Raw genomic sequence first — 26347 nt, forward strand, 5'->3', positions numbered from 1 at the left:
CTGGCAAGCCGGCGGTGACGCGGATTGAGGGTCGAGAACACGCGTTGAACTCCGTTCACTGGGTAAATGATGTGTCGTCCGTGGGGAGGAATGTACAGCAGTGAACGGGTCCATGCTGAGCCTTTCGTGGATCGCTACGGCGTCGATATTGTCTGGGCAAGGCCCGGCGCAAGACGCTGGCCTGGAGGTGGCGGGTGGCAAGCCAACCGGCGACAGGCTGACCGCTACAACTGAACGAGCCTGCCAAGTGGCATGGCTCGAATAAAGGGGGGGCCGGTAAACCTGGCTCGTCTCGGACCGAGATCCCGTGCAAGCGTAGCCAGGCATCCAGCGCCAGCGCTGTAACGGGCTCCTGCTGTATTCATTTGGATGCTAATGGGGCGATGTACTACCGTTGAAGGTTGGAAACTTACGGGATGCCAGGGGCCGGAGGCGGACAACCCTTCATTCGTGCCGAGTTCAGTCGGCACGAATGAAGGGTTGCGCGGCGCCTACACGCCAATCAGGTCTATTTGGCGTTGAGCCCCACCATGCGGCGTATCAGGCTTGTGCTTTTGCGGTAGTCGTAGTCCAGCACCAGGCTATCGCGCAGCAGGGGCTCGCTGAGTGCGTGCTGTTCTTCAAACACCAATGCACGTGTGGAGTGCTCACTGGCAGCCACGTCCCACACCAGATTCATCAGCAGGTTCTTCTCTCTGGCGCCCACGCTTTGCGTGTCAAGAAACCAGGAGAACTTCTGGCCAAAGGCGGCGTCGGTGGCCAAGTCTTTCTCGTTGAACCTGAGGATCAAGCCCTGTCCGCACAGCTCTCTGAGCAAATGCAGCACCCGAGGCAATTTCTCCATGGCAAAAATCCTTCCGGCGGCCAGTGCGTTGGGGCCAGGCAGCAATATGTCGCCTTCGGACATCTCGGCCGTTTCGATGGAGGCGATGCACATGCCTTTGAGTATTTCCGCAAGCTGCACTATTTCGCTGACCCGCTGGCGAACCACCGCAATCCCCTCAAGGCCCAGGACTTCCATGATCACCTTGGCCAGTCCGGCATACAGGTCAGCCTTGGTTTCCAGGCGCACGAGCGTGTACCAATGGCTGTATGAGGTCCACAGGCTGAAGAAGCCGGCGTTGGCCAGTTCCGGCACGTTCGCCGCCATGATTCGCCAGCGTGGAATGAACACGTTATCGAATACCACCATCGCCTCGGCTTCTTCACCTTTGGATATGAGCGGGTGGTCATAGGCGCTGGCGTGAGGCTGGGAGACAATCTCTCGGCAAAAAATCTTCACCCCCGGCGCATCGGCAGGGACGTAAGCCCAGAATGACTCGTTGGGCGCTGCGGGGAACAAGCTGCCAACAAATATTTCATTGGACTGCGGTGCTACCGTGCCCACGCCTTTGACGCCGCTGATCCAGATGCCCTCGGCGTTCTGCTTGTTGATCCTCATCACGGCACGATCGGGCGGCGGCAGGTTGAGGTCGGTGCCGTGGGTACGTGCCCGATAGCCCTGTGGATCAACAATGGCCTCAGACAAATACAGGCTGTTGCGCTCGGCGTAGTCATGGTATTCGGTAATGTTTTCTGCGTACTCAGGGCATTTTTTCCTGAATGTCGGCCGATATCCCATCATGCCGACGGTGAAGCTGGCGATCATGTCCAGGTTACGGCAGTGGGTGCCCCAGGTTTTTTGCGAGACGTACGTGATTGCGCGGCGTCGCGACGCCAAGTCTTCTTTGTTTCTAGGGGGCATATAGGCAGAAGAGGCCAGGTAACCGTCGGGGCGTACGTAAGTCAGAATGTCGTCGTGTTCACCGCTGAATTGTTCTTCGTAGATTTCTGCAACTTGCGATATGCCTCCAGCCGTAGAGAAGTGTGTAGTCACATCCTCAACAACTTGGCCTTGATAAATAACAGTGCGGTCATCACGCAGTGAAGCTTTGAAGGATTCTGCACTTTTCAGATATTTACGCTTGTTTTGAAGATCTAGCATGGTAGCAGCCTCAGTAATGTCTAACTTTGTTTGTGTAGTCTCTGGCCCGATGTCTATCGCTGGGTCAAGGACAACGTTCTAGAGCAACTATAAGATTCAGATAGGAATTAATGTCGTTACACACTTTGGTGATCCGGACTCTCTGTTTGGTATTTCGAATACGCGTTCTTTCGCATCTGGACTCTTCTCATGTTGACCGGGTGTCATAAGTGTTGAAGTTCGCGCAATGAGTTCGAAGTTGGAGCAGCCAGCACTTCAAAGCATATTTATCTCGGTACCCTACGGCTGTAATCGGCGATGTTTCCAGCCTTCAGCGCTGCGGTCATAGCGCAAGCGTTCATGCAGGCGATCCTGGCCGTTACCCCAGAACTCCAGCGATTCAAGCCGCAACTCAAACACGCAATAACCCTCGGGACGCGGCAGCGGACCTGGAACCTCGGCCAGTTCCCTGGCGGCGTTGCGCAGGGCCTCGACATCCGTGAGCTCTTCACTCTGGCGAGACGCCGATGACATCGGATGCGTGGCATAAGGGCGCTTCAACCAGGCCTCGTCAGCCTTGGCATCCGGCATGCGCACGGCCTGGCCATTGAGGATGATCTGCTGGCTGGTTTCGCGCCAATACAGCGTGCCCGAGGCCCAGGGGTTCTCTGTCAGTTCGCGGCCTTTCTGGCTTCCGGCATGGGTGCTGAACACTACCCCGGTGTCACTGATTTCACTGATCACCACGATGCGTGTCGAAGGCCGGCCCTGGCTGTCAGCCGTGGCCAGCGCCAGCGCACGGGGTTCGCGGATGCCCACGCGGCGTGCGCGTTCGAGCCAGTTGTGCAGCACGCTCATGGGATCGGCAGGCGGCTTCTGGTACTCGGGGAACGGCGCATCCAGGGTGCCGGTCAGCGATTCCGACATGCCTTTACCCAACAGCGGCTTGCCTAGTACTGAACTGTTCATAGAACGATGGTCCCCCGTCCGAAGGTGATGCCATTGCCTGATACTTCGACCCGCGTCAGTTGATCGGCGCGGCCCTCGGCCCGGGCGAACATGAGTGAAGGGCGGCCGATTTCCACGCCCTGAAGAATTTCGATCTGTTGGCCGAACTCGATCTGGCCATGCCGCGCCAGATGGATCGCCAAGGGCCCGGCAGCGGAGCCCGTGGCCGCATCCTCGACCACCCCATAGGCCGGCGAGAACATCCGGCTGCGCCAGCGCCGTCCCGCACCGGCAAAACAGTTGATGGCCATGTCGTGGAAGCTGCACAGGGCACGGTGGTCGGGGTGCAGGGCCGACAGCGCAGCGATGCTCGGCAGGCCGACAAACACATGGCGCGGGCCGTTGTGATAGATCTCGATGGGAAAGGTCGAGTCGCTGATGCCCAGGGCCTTGAGCAATTCGGCGTCGCGCCCCAGGGCCGTCCAGGTCGGTATCGGCTGGTCCATGCTGGCGGCGATGACGCTGCCGTTCTGGCGTTCCAGCTCAAAGGCGATGGTGCCCATCTGGGTTTCCAGGAACAGCCGGTGATTGTCGGTGCGCGCACCCAGGGCAATGGCCGTGCCCAGCAACGGGTGCCCGGCGAAGGGCAGTTCGTTGACCGGGGTGAAGATCCGGATCAGCGCATCACCACAGTTACGTGGCTTGAGCACGAAGGTGGTTTCCGACAGGTTCATCTCCCGGGCGATGCGTTGCATTTGCTCGGCCGACAAGTCATCGGCGTCAAAGAACACCGCGACCGGATTGCCTTCCAGCGGGACGCTGGCAAAGGCGTCGATGATGACGTAGTTGTGCATGGTTATCTCCCGGCGGCCGAAGCGTTGTTCTCGACAGGTGTGTGGATCAGGGCGTGCCGCAGCAGGTCGGCGATGATGCGCGGACCTTCCTGGGTCAGTAGCGACTCGGCATGAAACTGCATGGAGGCAAACGACGGTCCGCGCAGGGCATGCACCTCGCCGGTCTCGCTGTCGCGGCTGATTTCGACGGTGCCGATGCCGTCGATGTCCAGGCGGTCACTCGAGCTCTGGGCGGCGAAGGTGTTGTAGAAACCCACCCGTTCGGTGGTGCCGAACAGGTCGATCTGTTTTTGCACGCCCTGGTTGGGAATGGCTTTGCGCTGCAGTTCCAGGCCCAGGCACAAGCTCAGCACCTGATGGCTCAGGCACACCGCAAGGAACGGCCGCTGCTGGCTGAGCAAGGAGCGGATGGCCACGTGCAGGTGGTTGATTTTCGGCTGTTGGACTTCGCTCGGGTTGCCGGGGCCGGGGCCCATGATGACCAGGTCGTAGCCGTCAAAGCTGTATTCGTCGCTGAAGCTGCACACCGTCACCACCAGACCCAGGGCCCGCAGTTGCTTGGCGATCATCGAGGTGAAGGTGTCTTCTGCGTCGACGATCAGCACCTGGCGGCCACTGAAGTCGGCCTGGATCTGCTCCCGCTGCTGGCTGTCCATCAGCCAGAAGTCCGAGACGTAGGCATTGCGGCTGGCCAATGCGGCGCGCACTTGCAGGTGGTTGCCGAAGCGCGAGGGCGCCTGGTTTTTCAGTGCGCTGATCAGGCCAGTGGCCTTGGCCCGGCTTTCGGCAGCCTCGGTCATCGGGTCGGAATGGCGCACGATGGTCGAGCCCACGCTGATTCGCACCTCGCCGCTGTTATCGATGTCGGCGGTGCGAATCAGGATCGCCGAGTCCAGGGAACGGCCGCCCTTGCCATCGCTGCCGATCAGCGCGGCCATGCCGCTGTAGTACGCGCGGCCTTGCGGCTCATAACGCTGGATGACCCGGCAGGCGCTTTCCAGCGGGCTGCCGGTGACGGTGGGCGCAAACAGGGTTTCGCGCAGGATTTCCCGTACATCGCGATGGGTCTTGCCTTCGATGAAGTACTCGGTGTGGGCCAGGTGCGCCATTTCCTTGAGGTAAGGGCCGAGGACGTGGCCGCCGTCCTCACAAATGCGCGCCATCATTTTCAGCTCTTCATCCACCACCATGTAGAGCTCGTCGGCCTCCTTGCGATCCGCCAAAAAGTCCATGACTTCGCTCAGGTTGGGGCCGGCGGGCGGATAGCGGTAAGTGCCACTGATGGGGTTCATCACCGCGAGCCCATCCTTGATGCTGATGTGGCGCTCGGGGGACGCGCCCACGAAGGTACGGCTGCCGGTGTGGATGATGAACGTCCAGTAGGCGCCTTTCTCCCGTTCCAGCAGATGGCGAAAGAACGACAGCGCACTGGCCGGGCCGTACTCGCTGATCTCGGCCAGGAAGGTGCGCTTGATGACGAAGTTGGCGCCTTCCCCGGAGCCGATTTCGTTGGCGATCACCTGGCTGACGATCTCGGCGTAGCTCGCGTCGCTGAGGTCGAAGCGTTCGCTGTTCAACTGGATCGGCACGTTGGGCAGCAGTCCCAGCAAGCGCTCGATGCTGATGGATTGCTGCTCGGTGATGTTCATCGCCAGCAGCGGCGACTGGTCGTCCACCGCCTCGAAACCGCGTTCGGCAATCTGCCGGTAGGGGATCAGCGTCAGTACATCCAGGCGAGGCGCGCCGATCGAGGTGGCAGGCAAGTCGATATCGGCCAGGACCTGCGGCTCCGACATTTCGCCGATCAGCACATCCAGCAGGCCGGGCCCGCTGGATTCCGGGCGGTACAACAGGGCAAACGGCTCGGGAGCCGGTTGCAGGATGCGCTCCATGAGACGGGCGGCTTGGCTCATAGCACCACCTCGTCGGTGGTGATGACCATGGCGCAACGGCTGGCGGCGTATTCGATGGCCATCCAGTGATGCTCCTTGCTGAAGTCGGCGATGGCGTCGGCAATGAGGAAGGGCTGGATGTCGTTGGAGTAGGCATCCACGGTGGAAATCAGTACCCCGACATGGGCGTACACCCCGCACAGGATCAACTGATCGCGATTGTTGGCACGCATGCGTTCCAGCAGGTCGGAGTTGAAGAACGCGCTGTAGCGCCACTTGGTCAGCAGCCAGTCACTGGGCTTGGGGGTCAGGGCGTCGACCACCTCGCGGTCGGTGGGGCTGGCCTTCATGCCCGGGCCCCAGAAGTCCTTGAGCAGCCCGCGTTGCTCCTCGCTCATGCTGCCAGGTTGGGCGGTGTAGGCCACCGGAACGCCGTTGTCGGCGGCCCACTGGCGAATGCGCGCGGCATTGCTCACGACCTGTTCACGCAGGGCGTCGGGCAAGGGCCGCAGGAAGTAGCGCTGCATGTCATGCACCAGCAGCACGGCACGCTCGGGGTCGATGCTCCATTGCGCGAGGTTGATGGGCAGGTCGCGCGAAGTAGGCAAGACGTAAGGGACGATCGATGGAATGCCGGTCATGTCGACAAACTCCAGTCAAAAGGAGGCAAGGGTTGAGGTGGGCTGGTTCTTCCAGGCCATCACCGCGGTAATGGCCTGCCAGGGGGTCAGGCGCGGGTCGCACAGGCTCTTGTAGCGGCTGGCGACCTGATGCAGGCCGGCGGCATCGGAAGCGCACTCGCTGACGTCGTCAGGGGTGGTTTCCAGGTGCAGGCCGGCGGCCACGCCACCGGCTGAGGTCACGGCATGCTTGAAGGCGGTGATTTCCTCGGTGATGGCCTGCACCATGCGGGTCTTGTTGCCGCAGGGCGCGACGATGGTGTTGCCGTGCATCGGGTCGCTCAGCCAGATGATCTTGTGGCCGGCCTGGCGCACCGCTTCAACCAGCGGCGGCAGGCGATCGGCGACCTTTTGCGCGCCCATGCGGGCAATCAGGGTCAGCCGGCCGGGTTCGCGCTTGGAGTCCAGGCGTTCACACAGGCTCAGCAACTGGTCCCGGGTGATGTCCGGGCCAACCTTGCACGCCACCGGATTGAGCACTTCGCTGAGCAGCGTCACGTGAGCGCCCGTTAACTGACGGGTACGCTCGCCGATCCACGGCCAGTGGGTCGAACCGAGAAATACCCGGCCCTGTTCGTCCTGGCGCAGTTGTGGCAGTTCGTAGTCGAGTACCAGCATTTCGTGGCTGGTCCAGGCCGGTGAACCGCTGAGGTGTTCCTGGCTTGCCGACGCTTTCCAGCCCAGGTGTTGCATGATGTCCCGCGCGGCGCTATAGCCTCGAACCAGGCGTTGCGCATCGTGCTGGCGATGACCGCAGACGGCCTCGCGGCCGTTGACCATGTCGCCGCGATACACCGGCAATTCGACATCGCCGATGCGTTCGTTGTTGTTGGAGCGCGGCTTGGCAAACTGCCCGGCAATCCGGCCCACCCGTACCACCGGTTGCTGGGTCACCAGCCGGAACGTACCGGCCAGGATGTCCAGCACCGCGGCTTTGCGGGCCACATGGTCGGGAGTGCTTTCATCCATGTCCTCGGCGCAGTCACCGGACTGGATGACCATCGCTTCGCCGGCCGCTACACGAGCCAGCGTGGCGCGCAGCACCAGGATGTCTTCCACTCGTATCAATGAGGCGCTGTCCCTGAGGTAGGCCTGCGCGTCGTGCAATTGTGAGGGCTCGCTCCATTGAGGCTGCTGGAACGCTTCACAACTTAAAACCCGTTTCAGTAAGTCTTCCATGATGCGATCACTCTCACGAGGGATTAAGTTGGAATGCCTTCGCGTTTGATTTGCGGTACTGGAATACCCAGGGCGCGCAGTTGCTGAAAGACGTTCATGAATTCGCGATTGCGTTTTACTTTGCCGTCTTCCAGCTCGAAGGAGTGCAGGAAGTGGTTCTCGTAATAGCCTTCCGGATAGCCGGGAAAGAGGATCTTGCCGCGGCCATCGCACTCGACCCAGATATGGTTAGGGTCATCGGTTTCAAATACTTTGACGTTGTACCATTCCCAGTCCGGGAAGCACTTGAGTGACCAAACAGCATGTTCGGCCAACTTGGCTTTGCCACTGATTACAATCGGCGCGCCGGTGTCGGTGGTCCATAAGCCGCCTGTACCATCTTCGGTAAATAGTTCATGGCGGCGCAGGCGGTCCTGGCCTTTGGTCCGCATATATTGCTCGACCGTGGCGCGGTTTTTGCGGCGAAGTTCACTGGTGTCGTTAGCGGTTAGTTGTTGCGTTGCACTGTTAGGCATGCTCAATCTCCAATGAATTAGGGGGGGCTTATGAGGCGGGGATACCTTCACGCTTGATTCTTGGAACGGGGATACCCAAGGCGCGAAGTTGTTCGAAGGGGTTCATGAATTCACGGCTCTGCGTGATCTTGCCGTCATCCAGTTCGAAAGAATGGATGTAATGGTTTTCGCAATAACCTTCGGGATAACCGGGAACCAGAGTCTTGCCGCGACCGTCGCTCTCCACCCAGAAGTGGTTGGGGTTATCGGTTTCAAACACCCGGACGTTGTGCCATTGCCAGTCTGGAAAGCACTTCTCCAGCCATGCGCCGAGGGCGGCCAGCTTCGCGTGGCCCTGGAACACGAGGGGTTTACCGGTTTCGGTGTTCCAGGAACCGCCACTGCCATCCTGAGTGAACAGTTCATGCCGGCGCAGGCGATCTTTGCCGTTAGTGCGCATGTACTGTTCGACGGTGGCGCGATTTTTCTGGCGAAGTTCAAGATGATCATTAAAGCCGCTAGGGGAAAGCGAAGCAGGCATGGGCAGCATCCTCCTTAGTTGGGGGTGATAATGTTGAAAGTAAATATTTAGTTAATTGACGTGGGTGAATATTTACAGTGTTTAACTATGTTCCTGCGTGGCGGTGCTGAGCGGGTGTTGTTTATACACCTGCGTTTCTTGGGGGTGGAACTACCAGATCTTGTAGTGATTGGCGTATGAACGGGTTGGCTGCAGCCCACCGAATGAACTGTTGCATTATTGTGAAGAGGCAGGTTCATTCGTCGGCTGAAAGGTGGTAATGGCTTACTAACATCGCCGGGATGCAATGTTCTAAGTAGTTGGTTGGATTAGGCGCAATGAATCTAGTGCTAGCGCAAAGCCTTCTATGACGATGTGATTTTGCTTGTTGACAGAGATTCAGGTTGGTCTAGTCTAACGGCCTGTTTTCAACTTTAGTGGTGCTCAAAATGGAATTAGGGCAGCAGTTGGGATGGGATGCGTACTTTTATAGTATCTTTGCGCGAACCATGGATATGCAGGAGTTTACGGCTGTCGCGTTGAGGGCCTTGCGCGAACTACGGTTTGATTTTTTTGCCTACGGCATGTGCAGCGTGACCCCGTTCATGCGGCCCAGGACTTATATGTACGGCAATTACCCCGAGGACTGGGTGCAGCGATATCAGGCGGCTAACTACGCGGTGATCGATCCCACGGTGAAGCACAGCAAAGTCTCGTCGGCCCCCATTCTATGGAGCAATGAGTTGTTCCGGGGATGCGCGGACCTGTGGTCTGAAGCCAAGGATTCACATTTATGCCACGGCCTGGCACAACCCTCGTTCAACGCCCAGGGGAGGGTCGGGGTGTTAAGCCTGGCGCGCAAGAATAACCCCATCAGCCTTCAGGAGTTTGAAGCCTTGAAGCCGGTGACCAGAGCCTTTGCCGCCGCGGCCCACGAGAAAATTTCCGAGCTGGAGAGCGACGTGCGTGTCTTCAATACGGGCGTGGCGTTCAGTGGGAGGGAATGTGATGTGCTGCGCTGGACGGCCGACGGCAAGACCTCGGAGGAAATCGGCGTGATCATGGGGGTGTGCACCGATACCGTGAATTACCATCACCGCAACATCCAGCGCAAAATCGGCGCCAGTAACCGCGTGCAGGCAGTGTCTTACGCAGTCGCGATGGGCTATATCTGAGGGGCATTCAAAAAGGACGACTCGGCCTGTATCAAGCTGTCTCTTTCAATAATGTGCCGGACATGACGGCTGACGGTGCGACCGCGCTGCGATGGTGCTCGCGGTGGGCCGAGAGTTTGATGGCGAGGATTTTCTCATTCTGGTGCACCGTGACCGGGCCCAGCCGTTCGTAGTGGACGCCGTTGATTTTGTAATAGCGCTCCATGGTGCTGTTGACGATCCCGACGATGGCCTCTGCGCCCGCCAGGGCGGCCGTCTTGAGGCTTCTCCAGAACAACGGCATCGCCAATTGCGGTTCGCAGGTGGTGAAGCGAGTCATTTCCCAGATGGCTGGATGCTTGGGCGGCGCCCCGGCGCAGGCATGACTGAACACCCCTTCAAGCAGGTTGGGGAGCGTGGTGGGAATCAGCCGGGCGCAGCCAACGATGGCGCGGTCTGCATTGAACGCCAGGAGGTAGCGGGCGTGTTCGGTGTCGTATTGATCCCATTCACAACCTGCCTGGCTCGGATGGGCGGGCAGCCGCCATCCGAGTTTCTCGACGAATTGTTCGTGCCGAAAGCGGCCGAGCATGAGTTTCAGCTCATCGTCCATTTCGCTCAGTGTGTGCTCTTCCATGTGCATTGCTGGGGTTCCTTAGGGATGGAGTGCAGTTTTATAGAGGACTTGCACAGGCTTGGCACCTGCAAGATCTGGTAGGGGCCTCGGTGGAATCGAGGTGAAGCCATTCGTTGGGGGCTTTGTCGAAGCGAGCGGCGGCGACAGGGGCGTTGATCCAGCCGTCGGCATTGAAGGCAATAGTCTGGCCCAGGCAGTCGCAGAGAATGCTTCGTGCGCTCATGGGGCAAGAGGGCGGAGGGAAGGCGAAGGTAGAGGGGGATACGAAGAGAGATAGCCAGAAACAACAAAGCCCGCACAAGGCGGGCTTTGTTGAGGTACTTGGTGGCTACACAGGGACTTGAACCCCGGACCCCAGCATTATGAATGCTATGCTCTAACCAACTGAGCTATGTAGCCAAGTGGCGCGCATTATTCGCGTAGAACGGTAAGGCGTCAAGCGCTTTTTATAAAAAAATTATCTACGCTATCAACCGTTTATCCAATTCCCTCCTGTAGTCGCCAGTGCATCCTGCGATTGCACGTGCAGCGGTCGTGACCCCTGACCCGCATTTTAGTCGCTACCCCGTATTGGCCGGTTTGCGTCGGCTGTGTTGCGGAACGCAGGCTTCGATGCTTGTTGTGCTGCGCATCAAGCGAAATATTCAAGTCGTTAGCAAGCTAAGGGGATAGCCGCGGCGCACCGAAAAATGGCACATTGGCCACCCCTGCAACTGCGCATCCATCTGCTGTACGGAAACTCTCATGGCTATCAGCAACGTTCAGTCCGCCTCTGTGGCGACTCCCGCGGCCTCTCAAAGCAGCCCTCTGGTGCTGCGTATCATCGGCGCGGTGGCGCTGGCGCATTTGATCAACGACCTGATCCAGGCGGTGCTGCCGGCGATCTACCCGATGCTCAAGGCCAGCTACGGCCTGACCTTCACCCAGGTCGGCCTGATTACCCTGACCTTCCAGCTCACGGCCTCGCTGCTGCAGCCCTGGGTCGGTTATTACACCGACCGCCATCCCAAGCCGTACCTGCTGCCGGTGGGCATGGTCTGCACCCTGATCGGCATTCTGATGATGTCCCAGGTCGGCAGCTTTGCCTTGATCCTGCTGGCGGCGGGGCTGATCGGCGTCGGCTCCTCGACCTTCCACCCGGAAGCCTCACGGGTGGCGCGGCTGGCTTCCGGCGGGCGCTACGGCCTGGCGCAATCGAGCTTCCAGGTCGGCGGCAACGCCGGCACCGCCTTCGGCCCGCTGCTGGCGGCGGCGATCATCATTCCTTTCGGCCAGGGCAATGTGGCCTGGATGGGCCTGTTCGCGGTGTTCGCCCTGGGGCTGCTCTACGCCATCAGCCGCTGGTACGCCAGCCACCTCAAGCTGTTCAAGCTCAAGCAGGGCCAGTCGGCGACCCACGGGCTGTCCAAGGGGCGGGTGCTCAGCGCCCTGGTGGTGCTGGGGCTGCTGGTGTTCTCCAAGTATTTCTACATGGCCAGCCTCACCAGCTACTTCACCTTCTACCTGATCGAGAAGTTCGACCTGTCGGTGGCCAGTTCGCAGTTGCACCTGTTCCTCTTCCTCGGCGCGGTGGCGGCCGGGACCTTCTTCGGCGGGCCGATCGGCGACAAGATCGGGCGCAAGGCGGTGATCTGGTTCTCGATCCTCGGCGTGGCGCCGTTCACCCTGCTGCTGCCCCATGTCGACCTGTTCTGGACCAGCGTGCTCAGCGTGGTGATCGGCTTCATCCTGGCGTCGGCGTTCTCGGCCATCGTGGTCTACGCCCAGGAGCTGGTGCCGGGCAACGTCGGCATGATCGCCGGGGTGTTCTTCGGCCTGATGTTCGGTTTCGGCGGGATCGGCGCGGCGTTGCTGGGCCACCTGGCGGACCTCCACGGCATCGAGTACGTGTACTTCCTGTGCTCGTTCCTGCCGCTGTTCGGCCTGCTGGCGATCTTCCTGCCGCGGACCCAAAAAGCCTGAGTGCATGCCGTGAACGAAAGGGCGCCGACAGCGATGTCGGCGCTTTTTTTTCCCTTGGCCAAGGCGCTCGTTGAGTCAGATCGAGCAGTGTTGCCCGGCCAGCAGGATGCGGCCGAAGCTGCGCTTGGCATCCAGCGGGGTAATCGCCAGCAGCTGGTCGAGGCGTATTTCGAGCGGACCTTCGGCGTCCTCCAGGCAGAAGAATTCTTCGCCATTGGCGCTGGTGCGGGTGGTCTTGCCGAGCGCTTCGAACTGGCTGCCATCGACCCGTTCCACCAGCAGCCGGTAACCATGCATGCAGGCGATTTCCAGGTAGTCGTGCAGGTCGCAGTCCAGTGGTTTATAGGCGTTCATCCGCTCACCTCCAGGCCGGTCGCCTCGAAGCCCGCTGTCTGGAAACCTTGCAGTGGAATGATGAAATAGCCTTGGCGGGCGATGCCTTGCATCACCCGTGGATCGCCGATCTGGCTGTGGCAGAAGCGGCATTCGTTCTGCGATACGTCGCTTTCCCGCACGCCCAGGCTGTCCAGCCAGGCAAAGGCATATTGCCGGGCCAGGGCGGCGTCATGGGTTTCGGTCAGCACGTCGAAGTGCAGGTACTGGCCTGCGCGGGTGCGCACATGGGTGTCGAAGACTTTCACGTTCATGGCGGTTTCATCCGTCGAGAAAAGAGAGCGCCAGCGCCTCGTCAGGCGTGCGCTGGCGAGCGGGTCTACTTGAGGTCGGCCAGGGCTGCACCGAAGTTCAGGTGCAGGACCTTGTCCGCGACCACCAGGGCCGGTACCGATTTGACCCCGGCGGCTTCGGCCTCGGCGATCCGCGCGGGTGCCTGGCCGAGGTGGACGATTTCCACTTTGATTTGCGGGTCCAGCAGTTCCAGCAGGGTCTGTTCCGTCTCGACGCAAACCGGGCAGCCAGCGTGGTAGTAACGAGCGTGTGTCATGGGCTGATCCTCCAATAAAAGTATCGGATCGATACTGTATTTAGATTTTCACTGGCTCAGGTCTTTGTCAATATAGTTTTTATTCGATACTATTTATCGCAGACATTGATCCGGGAAATGCCCCTGTGCTGTTCGATTTGCTTGAGAGGCTTAGCAGCCTGACCCGCGTCTGGTTTCGCGAGCACCCGCTGCTGGCGGATATCCAGCCGATCCAGTTGAGCGCGCTGCTGTACCTGGCGCGCTGCAACGTCTATTCCAATACACCGCTGGCGGTGGCCGATTACCTGGGCCTGACCAAAGGCACGGTGTCGCAGTCGCTCAAGGCGCTGGAAGCCAAGGGCCTGATCAGCAAAAGCCAGGACGCCCGGGACAAACGCAGCGTGCACCTGCTGCTGACCGAGCAGGCCAGGACCCTGCTGGCGGAAGTGATGCCGCCGGCGTTCCTCGAGACCGCCGCGCAACGCATGGGCGGGCAGGCCAGGGAACTGGAGCACTTGCTCGGCGAGCTGCTGCGCAACGTGCAGCGCACCCAGGATGTGCCGAGCTTCGGCCTGTGCAAGACCTGCCGCTTTCACCAACAGGTCGCGGGCGGGCCTTTCTGCGGCCTGACCGAAGAGCCGCTGGCGCCTGCCGACATTGAGTTGATCTGCCGGGAACATCAGTTCGCCGATGAAACCATGGAGTAAGGTAATGACCCCTGAGCGTATAACCCTCGATGCCCTGTTGACCGGCCGCGCCGTGGCCTACAGCCGCCCGGGATCGATGAGCGCGATCGCCAAGACTGCGCGCACCGGCAGTCTGCAGGTCGGTCCGCTGGGCCTGCTGGACGACGAGCAGGGCGACCTGCGGGTACATGGCGGCACGGAAAAAGCCATTCATCACTACCCCCGCGAGCACTACGCCGCCTGGGTCACCGAGTTGGGGCCGCACGCGTTGCTGGAGCAGCCGGGCGCCTTTGGCGAGAACTTCAGCAGCCACGGCTGGACCGAGCAGAACGTCTGCCTGGGCGACCGTGTCCGGGTCGGCAGCGTGTTGCTGGAGGTGTCCCAGGGACGCATGCCGTGCTGGAAACTCAATGACCGCTTTGCCGTGAAAGACATGTCGCTGCGGGTCCAGCAGAGCGGGCGCACCGGCTGGTATTACCGGGTGCTGGAAGCGGGCAGCGTATGCGCCGGGGACGTGTTGCAGCAGGTCGAGCGCCCCTTCGAGCAGTGGCCGCTGTCGCGCTTGAGCGCGGTGCTGTTTTCCCGCGAGGTGGCAGTGGAGGAGATTCGTCTGTGCCTGGAGTTGCCGCTGGTGCCTTCCTGGCGCCGCACCCTGGAGCGCCGGGTCGAGCAGGCGGCGGTCGAGGATTGGGGCCCGCGCCTGCTGGGCACTGAGCGGGTCGATGAGGAGCCCGTCCGCTGAGCGGCGGGCGCGATCAGTTCGCCTCCAGGGTCAGGCGCGCCTGGACCAGGGCCTGAGGGTCGACCTCCAATTGCAGCGACACCAGGTTGACGCCCTGGTTTTCCACCTCGTCCAGCCAGGTCAGCAGGTCTTGCAGCGCGCCGCCCAGGTTGAGATTGAGGCGTCCTGATTCTTCGCTGTCCATGCGTTCGATGCTCAGGTTGGCCGCGGCCGTGCTGGCGGTGATCAGCCCGGCCAGGGTCCGGCTGTTGGCCTGTTGGCCACGGGCCTGGGCGGACGAAGGGAGCTTGAGCAGATCGGTTTGCAACTGTAGGGCCTCCTGGAACTGCTGTTCAGCCTGGCGCAAGGCCTGGCGCTGCGGATTCCAGAGCAGGGTCCAGAACAGCGTCACGGCCAGAAACAGGCTGAGCAGCTTCAGGGCCAGGCGATCGCGGGCCGGTAGCTGCTGCCAGCGGTTCGAGTAACGATTGAAAAGGGTGGTCATGGTTTAGTCCGTGATTTTCAGGCGGGCGCTGACCCCGTCCGGGGCGAGCACGGCCGAGTCGGCCTGGACGTTCGCGCCCTGCTGCGCGAGGGCTTCGCGCAGGCGTTCGAGGGTGGAGAAATCCGGCGCGTTGACTTGCAGGGTCCAGCCTTGCGCCTGTTGGTAGTCCAGCCGGCGGATCCGCGTATCGCCGCCGTCGCTGCTGGTCCATTGGCTGGCCAGGTTGTCGAGCCGGCGCGCCAGGCTTTGCCGGGGCTGGCCGGCCTGCCGGGCACGGGCCTGGACCTGGCGGGCGAGGTCGATTACCCGCGGCTCGTCGGGGAAGCGTTGGCGCCAGAGTTCCAGGCTGGCCTCGGTCACCTCGGCGGTCTGGTGTTGCAGCAGCCAGCGGTGGCCCAGGTCCTGTGCCACTTGAGCGCCGCAGGCAATGGCCAGGATCGCCAGCAACGACCGCCAGGGTGTACGCGACGGGCTGCGCAGGGCGAACGCGCCCTGGCGCAGGTCGATGGCCTGTGCGCTGCCCCGGGTCAACAGCGGCCAGGGTGTTTCCTCGCTGCGTTGCAGGTTGTCGGGCAGCAGCGGGGCCAGCTCTTCGAGGGTCTGGTCGTCGAGCGCCAGGCGTTGCTGGCAGGCCCCGCCGATCAGCCAGCGGTCGTGGCAACGCAGGGCCAGTGCCTGGTTGTCCGGCAGGCAGTCGGCATCGACGTGAATGCGCTCGGCCGTCAGGCCATGGCGGGCCAGCCGTTCCAATAGTTGTTCCAGCCACTGCCGTTGCAGGGCGAACAGGCGACAGTGCCGACGCGCCTGCAACGGTCCACGGGCCAGATGCAACTGCTCGGGGTCGTCCAGCAGCCGTTCTTCCAGCACCGAATGGATGGCTTGCTGCAGCCAGCGGCCGCTGCGCGGTGGTACATCGAAGCGGTGGTGGCTGACGATCTCGGCCGGCAGCAACAGGGTCAGGCGCCGGCCGGCCAGCACTGCCGCCTGTTGCAGCGTGCCGTGCACCGGCTCGCCGTCGGTTTGCCACCAGGTGACGGGCGAGTCGTCGTCCGCATTCACAGTGGTGAGGTAAAGCCAGGCTTGCATGGGGTTTACTCCGGAATACGGGAAGGGGCGGCGAGGGTGCGCTGCAGTACGCTGACCTGGCCGTCCGGCTCGATGCGCAGGCGGCTGATCAAACGCAATTGGCGGTCACCCAGTTCGACATCCAGCGCCGCCTGGAAATAGCGGCTGCTGACGTCGAGCCCCTGGCTGTTGATCTCGTGCTGTTTCAACACGGGGGCGTCGAGAAACTCCTGCACCGTCTTGTAGCCATCGGCGGGGCGCGCCTGCACCAGGGCGACGGCCTGGGCCAGGTCGAGCTTGCCCAGGCTGGCCAGTTGTTCGGCCGGGGCGGTGTTGAGGTTCAGGGCCCCCGGCGTGGTCCTGACCCAGGGGTGCAGGCGTTCCATGACCGCTGTGTCGACGCCTTCCAGGCGCATCAATTCGTTGCTGTCGTTCCAGGCTAGCGGCTTGCCGTCGAAACCACGCACCGGCGGCAGGCGCCTGGGGTCGTGGGGTGGCAGGCCGAGCACTTGCAGCAGGCGTTGATAACGCAGGCGGCTGATCCGGTCGTTGGGTGTGCGCAGGGTGCCGAGGTTGAAGCGCGCGCTGAGGTCCTGCAGCTGGATGCGGATACGCCCGCCGTCGATGTCGAAGGTCGGCGTGTTGTGCGCCCAGCGCTGGCCCAGGTGCATGCGCTTGGGCTCCGGTTCGCCCTGCCAGTCATCGCGCAGCTGGCCACGGGCCCAGGCTTCGCCACTGAGCGCCAGTTGCCACAGTTGTTGCTGCAACAGCTGGTTGGAACTGCCGATCAGGCTCAGGCGCTGGCGAGCGAGCATGTCACTGACGATCAGGGTCGCCAGGGAGGTGATCAGCAGCACGCTGATCAGCGCGATGCCCCGTTGTCTACAGGCCTTAACCATGCTCCAGCCCCTTGAAGCCCGGCAGCAGGATCACTCGCCGCAGGCCGGGATAACCGGGGGCGTCGAGCTCCAGTTCAATGGCCTGGGGCAGGCTCAATGGCGCCTGGTCGATGGGCCAGTTGGGGTGGGCCTTACCCTGGTCGTCGATGTAGCGCAGGCGTTCGAGCCGGACGCCATCGAGCAGCACCTGTTGCGCGGCGGTGCCGGACAGGGCGGGACTGTCCACCGGGCTGCGGTATTCGCGCAGCCATTGGTCGTCGTTCCAGTGATAGGTGACCAGCAGCAGGTCGTTGCGCGCCTGCTGCAAGGGGTTGCTCCAGCCGCCGCGTACCAGCTGGATGCGCCCGGGCTCGCCGATCAGTGCCTGGCGCGCCGAGCTGCCGTTGACCGGGTAGGCGATAGCCTGGGTCAGGTCACGCTCGAAAATACCCACCGCACGCTGCAGGCGCCGCAGTTGCAGTTCGTGCTGATGAATCCGCTGGTCGGTATGGATCATGCGTTCGAGCAGCTGATAACAGGCCAGGCCGAGCAGGCTGAACAGGGCCATGGCGATCAGCACTTCGAGCAGGGTGAAGCCCTGCTGTGGGCGTTTCATGGGCGGGCCTCCAGGTAGCCCGCCAGGCGCGCGCGTTGCCGGGGCATGGGCGCGTCGGTGGAGACTTCGAGCACGATCTTCAGCAGGCGCGGGTCGGGCGCCGCGGTGGTTTCGCTGGTCAGCAGCCAGTCGCGCCCGGCGAAGCGGATCGGTTCCTGGCGCTGGCTCTGGGCTTGGCGCATGCCGGCGCGTAGTTCGTTCAGGCGGTTGTCCGCCAGCCATTGCGCCAGGGTGCGTTCGCTGAGGCCGCCGTTGTTGCCGATCAGGTGTTCGGTGGCGCTGTAGAGCGCCAGCGACAGCACGGCGAAAATGGCCAGGGCGACCATCACTTCCAGCAGGGTGAAGCCCGCCTGTTCATTGCACCGGGGCAAGACGCACCTCCTCGACTCCGTCGCTGGACAGCGACAGCAGCGGCTGCTGGCGGTATTCCAGCAGCAGGTTGAAAGGCGAGATCTGGTCGTTGGCCAGCACCCAGAGTTGCGGCTCCTTGCCCTGCGGTCGTGGCTCCTGCAGGTTCAGGCGCAGCTCGCCGGGCAGCCGGTGTTCCTTGAAGCGCTGGTCCACCTGCCACTGGCCGCCGCGGTCGAGGCTCAGCACTGTGTAGTGGTCCGGCGCCAGGCGCAGGCCGTGGTTGATGTTGTTCAGTACCGCGTCTTCGCGCAGCAGGCCAATGAGGTTTTGCAGGCGCTCAGCCTCGCGCCGGGCCTTCTGCCCGCCCGAGTCGCTCTGGACCAGCCCGACCATGCCGGCCAGCAAGCCGATGATCACCATGACCACCAGCAGCTCCAGCAGGGTGAAACCCGCCATTGGCTTGCGCACTTCAAGGCTCCCAGTTGCCGATGTCGGCGTTGGTCCCGTCGCCGCCGTTGCGGCCGTCGGCACCGAAGGAATACAGGTCGTAGGCCGAGCCCTCGCGACCCGGGGCGAGGAACTGGTAAGGGTTGCCCCACGGATCCTTGGGCAGGCGCTTGAGGTAGCCGTCGGGGTTCCAGTTGAGGGCCGCCGGCAGGCCGGCCGGTTTTTTCACCAGGGCTTCCAGGCCCTGCTGGGTCGAGGGGTAGTGGTGGTTGTCGAGCTTGTAGATTTCCAGGGCCGTGGCTATGGCCTTGATGTCGCTGCGGGCGGCGGTGACCTTGGCCTGGTCCGGACGGCTCATGATCTGCGGGACCACCAGGGCGGCCAGGACACCGAGAATCACCACGACCACCATGATCTCGATCAGGGTGAAGCCGCGTTGGCGGGAAGGGTTGCGCATGTTGTGGGCTCTTCAGGTGATGAGTTGGTTGAGGTTGAGAATGGGCATCAGGATCGCCAGGACGATGACCAGCACGCTGGCGCCCATGAACACCAGCATCGCCGGCTCGAACAGCCCGACCAGCATGGCGATGCCGTTGGACAGCTGGGTCTGCTGCTGGTGGGCGGCGCGTTCGAGCATGCTGTCCAGTTCCCCCGAGCGTTCGCCGCTGGCGATCATGTACAGCATCATCGGCGGGAAATCGCCGCTCTGTTCCAGGGCCCGGGTCAGCCCTCTACCTTCGCGCACGGCACGCGCCACGTCTTTCATACGAGTACGAATCTGCTGGTTGGCGACCACCTCGGCGGAGATTTCCAGGGCATCCACCAGCGGCACGCCGCTGCGTCCGAGAATCGCCAGGGTGCTGACAAAACGGGTGCTGTTGCTGGCCTGGATGACCCGCCCGATCACCGGCAGGCGCAGCTGGAGCTGGTGCCAGCGCATGGCCAGGGCAGGCTTGCGCAGGGCCACGCGCAGGCCGGCGGCGAGGCTGCCGAGTATCAGCAGCAGGAGCAGGCCGTAGTCCCGGGCGAAGTCGCTGGTGGCGATCAGGCCACGGGTCAGCACCGGCAGTTGCTGGCCACTGTCGATGAACACCTTGACCACATCCGGCACCACGAAACTGAGGAGGAAACCGACGATGCCGAAGGCCGCCAGCAGCAGGATGCTCGGGTACAGCATGGCCAGTTGCAGCTGCTGGCGGGCGGCATGCCGGGCCTCGGTGTAGTCGGCCAGCTGCATCAGGACCTGGGCCAGGTGGCCGGCGCGCTCGCCGGCGGCCACCGTGGCCCGGTACATCGAGCCGAAGGCGCGCGGGTATTCGCCCATGGCCCGCGCCAGGTCATGGCCTTCCAGCACCCGCGCGCGGATCGCCAGCATCATGCTCTGCTGCGCGCGTTTGCTGCATTGCGCGGCGACGGCGGCCAGCACTTCTTCCAGTGGCAGTGAGGCCTGGACCAGGGTTGCCAATTGGCGGGTGAGCAAGGCCAGTTGCGCCGGGCTGAGGCGTTGGTTGCTGGTCAGTGCGGCGCCGGAATGGTCCTTTTGCCCGCGGGCCGGTTTGACCTGCAGGGCGATCAGATTGCGTTCACGCAGCAGCTGGCGGACCTGCCGGGCGCTGTCGGCTTCCTGTACGCCGCGGGTCTTGCGCCCGGCGTTGCACATCGCGAGGTATTCGTAGGCGGCCATGGTCAGTGCTCCCGGGTTACGCGCAGCAGTTCTTCGACGCTGGTGACGCCTTGCAGCACCTTGTCCCGGCCGTCGGCGAACAGGCTGTGGGCATGCTGGCGCGCGTAGTGGGTCAAGGCGGCCTCGCCAGCCCCTTCGTGGATCAGCTGGCGCAGCGGTTCGTCGAACAGCACCAGTTCGTAGATGCCCTGGCGACCGCGATAGCCGCTGTGCTGGCAGGCCGGGCAGCCGACCGGGTGGTAGAGCAGCGGCGCCTGTTGCGGGTCGAGGTTCAGCGGGTGGCAGGCCGCGGCGTCGGCGGGCGCGGCGCTTTTGCAATCGATACAGAGCACGCGCACCAGGCGCTGGGCGACCACGCCGAGCAGCGAGGTACAGAGCAGGAAGGGCTCGATGCCCATGTCCAGCAGGCGGGTGACGGCGCCGATGGCGCTGTTGGTGTGCAGGGTGGACAGCACCAGGTGGCCGGTGAGGGAGGCCTGCACGGCGATGTCGGCGGTTTCCCGGTCGCGGATCTCGCCGACCATGACCACGTCCGGGTCCTGGCGCAGGATGGCGCGCAGGCCTCGGGCGAAGGTCATGTCGACCTTGGTGTTGACCTGGGTCTGGCCGATGCCGGCCAGGTGGTATTCCACCGGGTCTTCGATGGTCAGGATGTTGCGGGTCTGGTTGTTCAGGCTGCTGAGCCCGGCGTACAGCGTGGTGGTCTTGCCGGAGCCGGTGGGGCCGGTGACCAGCAGGATGCCGTGGGGGCGCAGCAGGGCGTCTTCGAGCTTGCCGCGGATCGCCTCGGCCATGCCCAGCCGGCCCAGGTTCAGGCGCCCGGCCTGCTTGTCGAGCAGGCGCATCACCACTCGCTCGCCGTAGGCCGAAGGCAGGGTGGAGACCCGCACATCCACTTCATGGCCGCCGATGCGCAGGGCGATGCGGCCGTCCTGGGGGATGCGCTTTTCGGCGATGTCGAGCTTGGACATGACCTTGATCCGCGACACCAGCAGGCCCGCCAGTTCCCGGCGCGGGCGCAGCACTTCGCGCAGCAGGCCGTCGACCCGCAGGCGCACGGACAGGTGCTGCTCGAAGGTTTCCAGGTGGATGTCCGAAGCCTTGACCTTGACCGCCTCGCCGAGGATCGCGTTGATCAGGCGAATGATCGGCGCGTCGTCTTCCTGCTCCAGCAGGTCGGTGATCTGCGGCAGCTGTTCGGCCAGGCTGGCCAGGTCGTCCTGGCCGGCGATCTGGTCGCCCAGGCCCTCGGCCATTTGCATGGCGTCGTCGCGGCCGTCGCGATACTGCCCGGCTAGCCGCTCGGCGAAAGCCTCGGTGTCGAGTATCCGGTGGCCCCGCAGCGGGCCGTGGCAGCGGCGGATCTCGGCGAGGATTTCCACCGGCGTGTCGGCCCGGCAATAAAGCCGCAGGCCGCTCTCCATGGGCTCCAGCAGGACCCCATGGCGCTTGGCGAAACCGAAGGGCAGGCGCGCGACCGGGTTCATCGGCGTGGCTCTCTGGCGCGCATGTCGATGGTCCCATCCTGCGGGGCCGCATCGAACAATTGACGCGAGTCGGCCGGCAGGGCCAGGCCGCTGCGGCTGTCACCGTTGGCGCGCAGCTTGCGCAGGTCGTTGTACTTGCGCTGGCTGACGTTGATGGCATCGGCGCTGCCCCGTACCAGGGTCGGCCGCAGGAAGACCATCAGGTTGGTCTTTTCGGTGACGTCCTTGGTACTGGTGAACAGCCGGCCGAGCAGGGGAATGCTGCCCAGCACCGGTACCTTGCTGACCTGGGTCTTGACGTTGTCCTTGATCAGGCCGCCGAGCACGATGATCTGGCCGTCGTCGGCGAGGATGGTGCTTTTCACCGAACGCTTGTTGGTGATCACGTCGCTGGTGGTGATGCCGGGCGGGGCGCTGGCCAGTTCCGAGCTTTCCTGCTCGACTTTCAGGCGAAGGGTGTTGCCCTCGTTGATGTGCGGCGTCACCTTGAGGGTCACGCCGACGTCCTGGCGTTCCACGGTGGTGAAGGGGTTGCTGGCGCCGGCGGTGTCGGTGGTGTACGAGCCGGTCTGGAACGGCACGTTCTGGCCGACGAGAATTTCCGCCGCTTCGTTGTCCAGGGTCAGCAGGCTCGGGGTGGACAGCAGGTTGTTCTTGGAGTCGCTGGACAGGGCGGTGACCAGCGCGCCGAAATTGCTGGTGCCGATGCCGATGATGGCGCCGTCCGGCAGGGTGATGTTCTTGTCCTTGCCATTCCCTAGCAGGGTACCGATCGACAGCCCGGTGCCGCTGAAATTGGTGCCGCCGGCGACGTTGCCGGCGCGCGCCGCCCATTGCACGCCGAGGGCTTCGTTGATGTCGCCGCTGACTTCGACGATGGCCGCTTCCACCAGCACCTGGGCCCGTGGCTGGTCCAGCTGGGTGATGACTTTGTCGAGCATGCTCAGTTGCGCCGGGTCGGCCATCAGCACCAGGGCGTTCTGGCTTTCGTCGGCGCTCACCAGTATCGAGTTGCCGCTGCCCTTGCCTTCGCCGCCACCGCGATTGCCGTCGTCCAGGCGCTTGCCGATGCCGTTGAGCAGCTTCGACAGCTGCTTGGCATCGCTGTGGTGCAGGCGCACCACCCGCGCGCTGTCGTTGGCATTGCTCGGCACGTCGATGGCCCTGACCAGCTCGGCCATGCGCTGGCGGGCCTGGGTGTTGCCTGCGAGGATCACCCGGTTGCTGCGGGCGTCGCCCACCGCCTTGGCATCGCTGGGGCCGTTGCCCGTCTGGCTGATGCTTTCGTTCAGGGTGCGGGCCACGTCGCTGGCCCAGGCGTGCTTGAGGGCCACGGTGCTGAACGAGCGGTTGCCGGCCTGGTCCAGCTCGCTGACCACCTGGCGGATGCGCTCGACGTTGCTGGCGCTGTCGGAAACCACCAGGGCGTTGGAGCTGGCCGAGGGCGCGACATAGGCGTCATCGCTCACCAGCGGGCGGACCACCCCGGAGATTTCCGCGGCGTTGGCGTTGCGCAGGTCCAGGACCCGGGTCACGAACTCATCGCCCGATTGCTCGCTGGATTTGGTCTTGGCTTCCACCGCCGGCACGATCAGCACCCGGTCGCCCTGGTCCAGGGCGACGAAACCCTGGCTGCGCAGCACGCTGAGGAACAGCGAGTAGATCCCGTCCTTGTCCAGGGCATTGGACGATTGCACGCTGACCTTGCCTTGCAGGCGGGCATCGACCACCAGGGTCTTGCCGGTGATTTCCCCGACCTCGCTGGCCAGGTCGCGCAGTTCGGCGTCCTTCATGTTCAGCGTCCACAGGTGCTGGGTGGTGAGGGCCGCGCTGCTGGGCAAGGCATTCAGCAGGAGGCCGAGGCTGAGCACGGCGCCGGCAATCTTGGACAGTTTCATGGTGTGTTCTCTATCGCTTGCAGAAGGGCCGTGGCTTTTCGGTCGGCGACCTCCGGAGGGGTTGTCTGGGGGCTGAGCAGGTGCATCTGGCGCCCGGGCAGCAGCAGGTTCTGTTCACGGCCGTTACGCAGCACCACGACCTGGTCGGCGCTGACGCTCTTGAGCAGCGTGCCGTCGGGCAGGCGTTCGCCCGGGGAGTAGAAGGCCCGGCTGTCGGCATGCTGGATCAGTGCCCTGGATTGCTCGGGCTGGTTGCCCAGCAGGCTGGCGAGCAGGACCAGCGGCAGGCTGGCCTGCGCGCTGTCGAATTCGACCGGCACGGCGCCGAAGACCCTGGCGATGTTGTGATCGTCCAGGGGCGCGGGCAGGAGCTTTTCGGCGCTGGCACTCGGTACCGCGGCCGGCACCGGCTGGCCCGCCAGCACTTGCCGGTAGGTCCAGCTGTCGAGGCCGAGCCAGGCCAGCCACAGGCCCAGGGCGACCAGGCTGGCGGGAAGCAGGCAGCGTTGCCCGAGCCAACGCGGGCGCCATGAGAGCAGCGTCTTCATGGGCGTTTCGGCAGCATGCGTCTGAGCACGCCATGGCCGCGCAGTTGGTGGAGGATCACCGCGGCGATATGGCCGGCCACCAGCAGGGCCAGGGCCATGCAGCTGTAGTGGTGAAGCTCCTCGAAAAAGGTGATGGCCGCCGGGTCCTGCAAAGGTTGCGGGAGTTGCAGGCCGAACAGGTCGATCGGGCGCGACATCATCAGCACGCCGCTGAACAGCACGGTGCCGAGGGTGACCAGCAGGGCGGCATGCCCGGCATGCACCAGGCGGCGTTCAGCCGCGCTCTGGTGGGCAGGCGCCGGCGGAGCGGGATGACGCATGAGGTAGAACAGCCGCAAGACGAACAGCGGCACCAGCAGGGTGGTCAGCGAGACGTTGATAAAGGCGATCGCCTGCCGGACCGAGGGCGACGGCTGCAACAGGGCGCTGGTATAGCCGCTGATCGTGGCCCACAGGACAACGGCGGCGAACAACCAGTGCAGCAGCCTGCGCGGTCTTGAGTAGTGAGGGTGGTTCATGTCGATTCCCAAGGTCCGCAACGCGGTGCCGAGGCACCACGCTGCGGTTGGTCAGGTTATGGATTACTTGCGAATCCAGGCGTCTTTCCAGTTGCTGCCAACGCCAGGCTCGAACTGGGTGGCGCCGGCGTTCCACTGGATGCAGTAGCCGCTGTAAGGGAACGGCTTGCACTCATAGACGTTGCCGTCCTTGGCCAGGACCTTGGTGCCGGCCTTGTAGCCGGTCAGGCCTTTGGGGAAGACGAAGTCGTAATCACCGCCGCCCACTTCCTCGGCTTTCAGGGTGATGCGCTGGCTTTGTTGCAGCTGCTCGCCTTTTTCCGGCTTGGCCACGACCACCACGTCGTATTCGCCTTCGCTGACGTTACGCAGCGGGATGGAGAAGTGCGGGGTGTTGTTGCCAGGCTCGGCTTGCACGTGAGCGATGCTTTCATTCTTGCCGTTGAAGACCGTCGAACTGATGGTGTACTTGCCGCCCTGGGCAATGGCGTTGAAGTGCAGGTCGGTGGCGTTGTCCTTCAGGGTGTACTCGGCCTGCAGGCCGGACAGCTTCAGCTCGCCAGGAATGCTCGGCTGCTCTTTCTGGATTTCCACGCGTACCACGTCGCTGTTGTTCTTGGCGTACAGGGTGTTCTTGCCGTAGTTGGGCACGACTTCGTTATTGGCGTTGAGTTCGCCCATTACGTAGCCGGCATTGGCCTTGTTGACCTGCTGCGCCAACAGGAACGGCCAGGTGTTGGCCTGGGCCTGTTCCGCGGTCTCGATGCTCAGGCGGGTCTGGCGGTTCTGTTGCTCGCCGGCATTGGTGAACACGCGGGTGCTGACCTTGTCGCCGACACGCAGTTGTTCAGGCTGCACCGCGCCGAGGATCTTCCAGTCAGGAATCGGCGCGCCATCGTTGTCGATGTTGACGTCGATGGCCTGGTAGAAGGTGGCGGCGGTGTCGGCGATTTTCCAGGTCGCCAGGATCACGTGGTAACCGCTGCGATCGGCCGGGATGTTGACCTTGTGCTTGGTCCTGCCACCGGCTGGCGGACGCGCGCCGCCGGCGCTTTCATTGAGCAGCGGGGTCATCTCGAAGGAGTCGCGGGTCAGCGGCTGGTTCGGGTTCCAGTCCTTCTTGGTGATGTAGAACTGGTAGTAGGCGCTGGCGTGACCGGCGGAGTAGTACCAGGTGAATTCATTCATGCCCGGCTTGATCGTGGTTTTCTGCCAGCGGGTCGCCGTCTGCTCGTTGAGTTGGGAGAAGCTGGTGATGCCGCCCGCCGGGATGGTGCCGTTCGCCGGACCGCATTTAGTGAAGTCGCCCGAGCAGTAATCCTTGGGATAGTGATGCTGGACCGATGGCGAGTACTCGACACTTTGCGGCTCGTAAGTGACGGGGCCGCAATCGCGGTTGAGGTTGCCGCCGGTTGCGGAGCACATGAAGGCACGGGATTTTGGGCTCTCGACATACCCGTGGGCGAAGGCTTGTTGAGTGGCCAACGAAACCAGACCGAGGGTGATGGCCAACGGCAGCTTGCGCATGGCGTTGACGCGGTTGTTATGAGGCATCGAATCACCTTGATTTATGTATATGAAATGGTTTTTTTTTGAGGTCTTCGATGCCGGCCGCTGCAAGACGCGACCAGGGTTGCCCATGGCTGGCAGTGCCCGGTAACGAAGGGCGCCTAGGATGCCGAGCAGGCGTGCGGGCTTGTATGAGACGAGTACGAAAGGCGCGGGGAGGGAATGGAAC

The 26347-nt window shown here is 63.1% G+C and carries 29 protein-coding genes and 1 tRNA gene; 4 read left to right on the forward strand and 26 right to left on the reverse strand.

The window, feature by feature from the left end:
* Positions 1–508 precede the first annotated feature (508 nt).
* The 8 genes from J4D28_RS09240 to J4D28_RS09275 form a co-directional block, all read right to left on the reverse strand.
* Positions 509–1984 (reverse strand): 4-hydroxyphenylacetate 3-hydroxylase N-terminal domain-containing protein, encoded by a 1476-nt coding sequence (locus tag J4D28_RS09240; RefSeq protein ID WP_009050825.1) that lies wholly within the window; start codon positions 1982–1984, stop codon positions 509–511.
* Between the two features lie 279 nt (positions 1985–2263).
* Complete coding sequence (gene phzG, locus J4D28_RS09245) at positions 2264–2932, reverse strand: phenazine biosynthesis FMN-dependent oxidase PhzG (protein WP_009050824.1); 669 nt, start codon at positions 2930–2932, stop codon at positions 2264–2266.
* Positions 2929–3765 (reverse strand): PhzF family phenazine biosynthesis protein, encoded by an 837-nt coding sequence (locus J4D28_RS09250; protein WP_016703606.1) that lies wholly within the window; start codon positions 3763–3765, stop codon positions 2929–2931. The genes phzG and J4D28_RS09250 overlap by 4 nt, the downstream gene beginning before the upstream one ends.
* Positions 3766–3767: 2 nt before the next feature.
* Positions 3768–5678: a phenazine-specific anthranilate synthase component I gene (locus J4D28_RS09255; RefSeq protein ID WP_009050822.1), complete on the reverse strand. Its 1911-nt coding sequence runs from the start codon at positions 5676–5678 to the stop codon at positions 3768–3770.
* Positions 5675–6298 carry an isochorismatase family protein gene (locus J4D28_RS09260; RefSeq protein WP_103331117.1) on the reverse strand — a complete coding sequence of 208 codons (624 nt, stop codon included), beginning with the start codon at positions 6296–6298 and terminating at the stop codon, positions 5675–5677. The genes J4D28_RS09255 and J4D28_RS09260 overlap by 4 nt, the downstream gene beginning before the upstream one ends.
* A gap of 15 nt (positions 6299–6313) precedes the next feature.
* Positions 6314–7516, reverse strand: coding sequence for a 3-deoxy-7-phosphoheptulonate synthase (locus J4D28_RS09265; protein ID WP_103331116.1), 1203 nt, complete (start codon positions 7514–7516; stop codon positions 6314–6316).
* A gap of 23 nt (positions 7517–7539) precedes the next feature.
* Entirely contained in the window at positions 7540–8031 is a 492-nt protein-coding gene (locus J4D28_RS09270; RefSeq protein ID WP_103331115.1) for a PhzA/PhzB family protein, read from the reverse strand.
* Between the two features lie 28 nt (positions 8032–8059).
* Positions 8060–8551: a PhzA/PhzB family protein gene (locus J4D28_RS09275; RefSeq protein ID WP_009050818.1), complete on the reverse strand. Its 492-nt coding sequence runs from the start codon at positions 8549–8551 to the stop codon at positions 8060–8062.
* A 428-nt stretch (positions 8552–8979) separates the two neighbouring features.
* Here J4D28_RS09275 and J4D28_RS09280 point away from each other — a divergent pair, with 428 nt between their 5' ends.
* A complete protein-coding gene (locus J4D28_RS09280; RefSeq protein ID WP_038635113.1) occupies positions 8980–9705 on the forward strand; it encodes an autoinducer binding domain-containing protein in 726 nt (241 codons plus the stop codon).
* 31 nt (positions 9706–9736) lie between these two features.
* Here J4D28_RS09280 and J4D28_RS09285 read toward each other — a convergent pair whose 3' ends face one another.
* A complete protein-coding gene (locus J4D28_RS09285; RefSeq protein ID WP_103331114.1) occupies positions 9737–10327 on the reverse strand; it encodes an acyl-homoserine-lactone synthase in 591 nt (196 codons plus the stop codon).
* Positions 10328–10643: 316 nt separating this feature from the next.
* Positions 10644–10720, reverse strand: a tRNA-Met gene (locus J4D28_RS09290).
* 345 nt (positions 10721–11065) lie between these two features.
* On the opposite strand from J4D28_RS09290, the gene J4D28_RS09295 reads away from it, so the two are divergent.
* Positions 11066–12283: an MFS transporter gene (locus tag J4D28_RS09295; protein ID WP_103331113.1), complete on the forward strand. Its 1218-nt coding sequence runs from the start codon at positions 11066–11068 to the stop codon at positions 12281–12283.
* Between the two features lie 75 nt (positions 12284–12358).
* On the opposite strand, the gene J4D28_RS09300 is transcribed toward J4D28_RS09295, so the two are convergent.
* The 3 genes from J4D28_RS09300 to J4D28_RS09310 form a co-directional block, all read right to left on the reverse strand.
* Positions 12359–12637, reverse strand: a complete 279-nt coding sequence (locus J4D28_RS09300; protein ID WP_041984178.1) for a Rho-binding antiterminator — start codon at positions 12635–12637, stop codon at positions 12359–12361.
* Positions 12634–12930, reverse strand: coding sequence for a DUF2024 family protein (locus J4D28_RS09305; protein ID WP_009050813.1), 297 nt, complete (start codon positions 12928–12930; stop codon positions 12634–12636). The genes J4D28_RS09300 and J4D28_RS09305 overlap by 4 nt, the downstream gene beginning before the upstream one ends.
* 65 nt (positions 12931–12995) lie before the next feature.
* Positions 12996–13226 carry a thioredoxin gene (locus tag J4D28_RS09310; protein ID WP_009050812.1) on the reverse strand — a complete coding sequence of 77 codons (231 nt, stop codon included), beginning with the start codon at positions 13224–13226 and terminating at the stop codon, positions 12996–12998.
* A gap of 125 nt (positions 13227–13351) precedes the next feature.
* Here J4D28_RS09310 and J4D28_RS09315 point away from each other — a divergent pair, with 125 nt between their 5' ends.
* The gene (locus tag J4D28_RS09315) at positions 13352–13912 is read left to right on the forward strand and encodes a MarR family winged helix-turn-helix transcriptional regulator (protein ID WP_103331112.1); all 561 of its coding nucleotides are present in this window, start codon (positions 13352–13354) and stop codon (positions 13910–13912) included.
* Positions 13913–13916: 4 nt separating this feature from the next.
* Positions 13917–14633 carry an MOSC domain-containing protein gene (locus J4D28_RS09320; protein WP_103331111.1) on the forward strand — a complete coding sequence of 239 codons (717 nt, stop codon included), beginning with the start codon at positions 13917–13919 and terminating at the stop codon, positions 14631–14633.
* Between the two features lie 13 nt (positions 14634–14646).
* Here J4D28_RS09320 and gspM read toward each other — a convergent pair whose 3' ends face one another.
* From gspM to gbpA, 13 genes are all read right to left on the reverse strand, one after another.
* Positions 14647–15117, reverse strand: coding sequence for a type II secretion system protein GspM (gene gspM, locus J4D28_RS09325; RefSeq protein ID WP_103331110.1), 471 nt, complete (start codon positions 15115–15117; stop codon positions 14647–14649).
* Between the two features lie 3 nt (positions 15118–15120).
* The gene (gene gspL, locus J4D28_RS09330; protein ID WP_016703595.1) at positions 15121–16203 is read right to left on the reverse strand and encodes a type II secretion system protein GspL; all 1083 of its coding nucleotides are present in this window, start codon (positions 16201–16203) and stop codon (positions 15121–15123) included.
* Positions 16204–16208: 5 nt separating this feature from the next.
* Complete coding sequence (gspK, locus tag J4D28_RS09335; RefSeq protein ID WP_103331109.1) at positions 16209–17081, reverse strand: type II secretion system minor pseudopilin GspK; 873 nt, start codon at positions 17079–17081, stop codon at positions 16209–16211.
* Positions 17074–17676, reverse strand: coding sequence for a type II secretion system minor pseudopilin GspJ (gspJ, locus tag J4D28_RS09340; RefSeq protein WP_103331108.1), 603 nt, complete (start codon positions 17674–17676; stop codon positions 17074–17076). The genes gspK and gspJ overlap by 8 nt, the downstream gene beginning before the upstream one ends.
* Positions 17673–18047, reverse strand: a complete 375-nt coding sequence (gene gspI / locus J4D28_RS09345) for a type II secretion system minor pseudopilin GspI (protein WP_103331107.1) — start codon at positions 18045–18047, stop codon at positions 17673–17675. The genes gspJ and gspI overlap by 4 nt, the downstream gene beginning before the upstream one ends.
* Positions 18031–18495 carry a type II secretion system minor pseudopilin GspH gene (gene gspH / locus J4D28_RS09350; RefSeq protein ID WP_103331106.1) on the reverse strand — a complete coding sequence of 155 codons (465 nt, stop codon included), beginning with the start codon at positions 18493–18495 and terminating at the stop codon, positions 18031–18033. Before gspH ends, gspI begins: the two co-directional genes overlap by 17 nt.
* 1 nt (position 18496) lies before the next feature.
* Positions 18497–18931, reverse strand: coding sequence for a type II secretion system major pseudopilin GspG (gspG, locus tag J4D28_RS09355; protein WP_103331105.1), 435 nt, complete (start codon positions 18929–18931; stop codon positions 18497–18499).
* 12 nt (positions 18932–18943) lie between these two features.
* On the reverse strand, positions 18944–20158 hold the full coding sequence (gene gspF, locus J4D28_RS09360; RefSeq protein ID WP_009050802.1) for a type II secretion system inner membrane protein GspF: 1215 nt from the start codon (positions 20156–20158) through the stop codon (positions 18944–18946).
* 2 nt (positions 20159–20160) lie between these two features.
* The gene (gene gspE, locus J4D28_RS09365) at positions 20161–21645 is read right to left on the reverse strand and encodes a type II secretion system ATPase GspE (protein WP_103331104.1); all 1485 of its coding nucleotides are present in this window, start codon (positions 21643–21645) and stop codon (positions 20161–20163) included.
* Positions 21642–23543, reverse strand: a complete 1902-nt coding sequence (gspD, locus tag J4D28_RS09370) for a type II secretion system secretin GspD (protein WP_103331103.1) — start codon at positions 23541–23543, stop codon at positions 21642–21644. Before gspD ends, gspE begins: the two co-directional genes overlap by 4 nt.
* Positions 23540–24091 carry a type II secretion system protein N gene (locus J4D28_RS09375; RefSeq protein WP_101283496.1) on the reverse strand — a complete coding sequence of 184 codons (552 nt, stop codon included), beginning with the start codon at positions 24089–24091 and terminating at the stop codon, positions 23540–23542. The genes gspD and J4D28_RS09375 overlap by 4 nt, the downstream gene beginning before the upstream one ends.
* Positions 24088–24609: a cytochrome b gene (locus tag J4D28_RS09380; protein ID WP_103331102.1), complete on the reverse strand. Its 522-nt coding sequence runs from the start codon at positions 24607–24609 to the stop codon at positions 24088–24090. The genes J4D28_RS09375 and J4D28_RS09380 overlap by 4 nt, the downstream gene beginning before the upstream one ends.
* A 63-nt stretch (positions 24610–24672) precedes the next feature.
* On the reverse strand, positions 24673–26163 hold the full coding sequence (gbpA, locus tag J4D28_RS09385) for an N-acetylglucosamine-binding protein GbpA (RefSeq protein WP_103331101.1): 1491 nt from the start codon (positions 26161–26163) through the stop codon (positions 24673–24675).
* Positions 26164–26347: the final 184 nt, after the last annotated feature.

Source organism: Pseudomonas sp. GW531-T4 (genome assembly GCF_017349615.1).
In the GTDB taxonomy this organism is placed as follows: Bacteria; Pseudomonadota; Gammaproteobacteria; order Pseudomonadales; family Pseudomonadaceae; genus Aquipseudomonas; species Aquipseudomonas chlororaphis_I.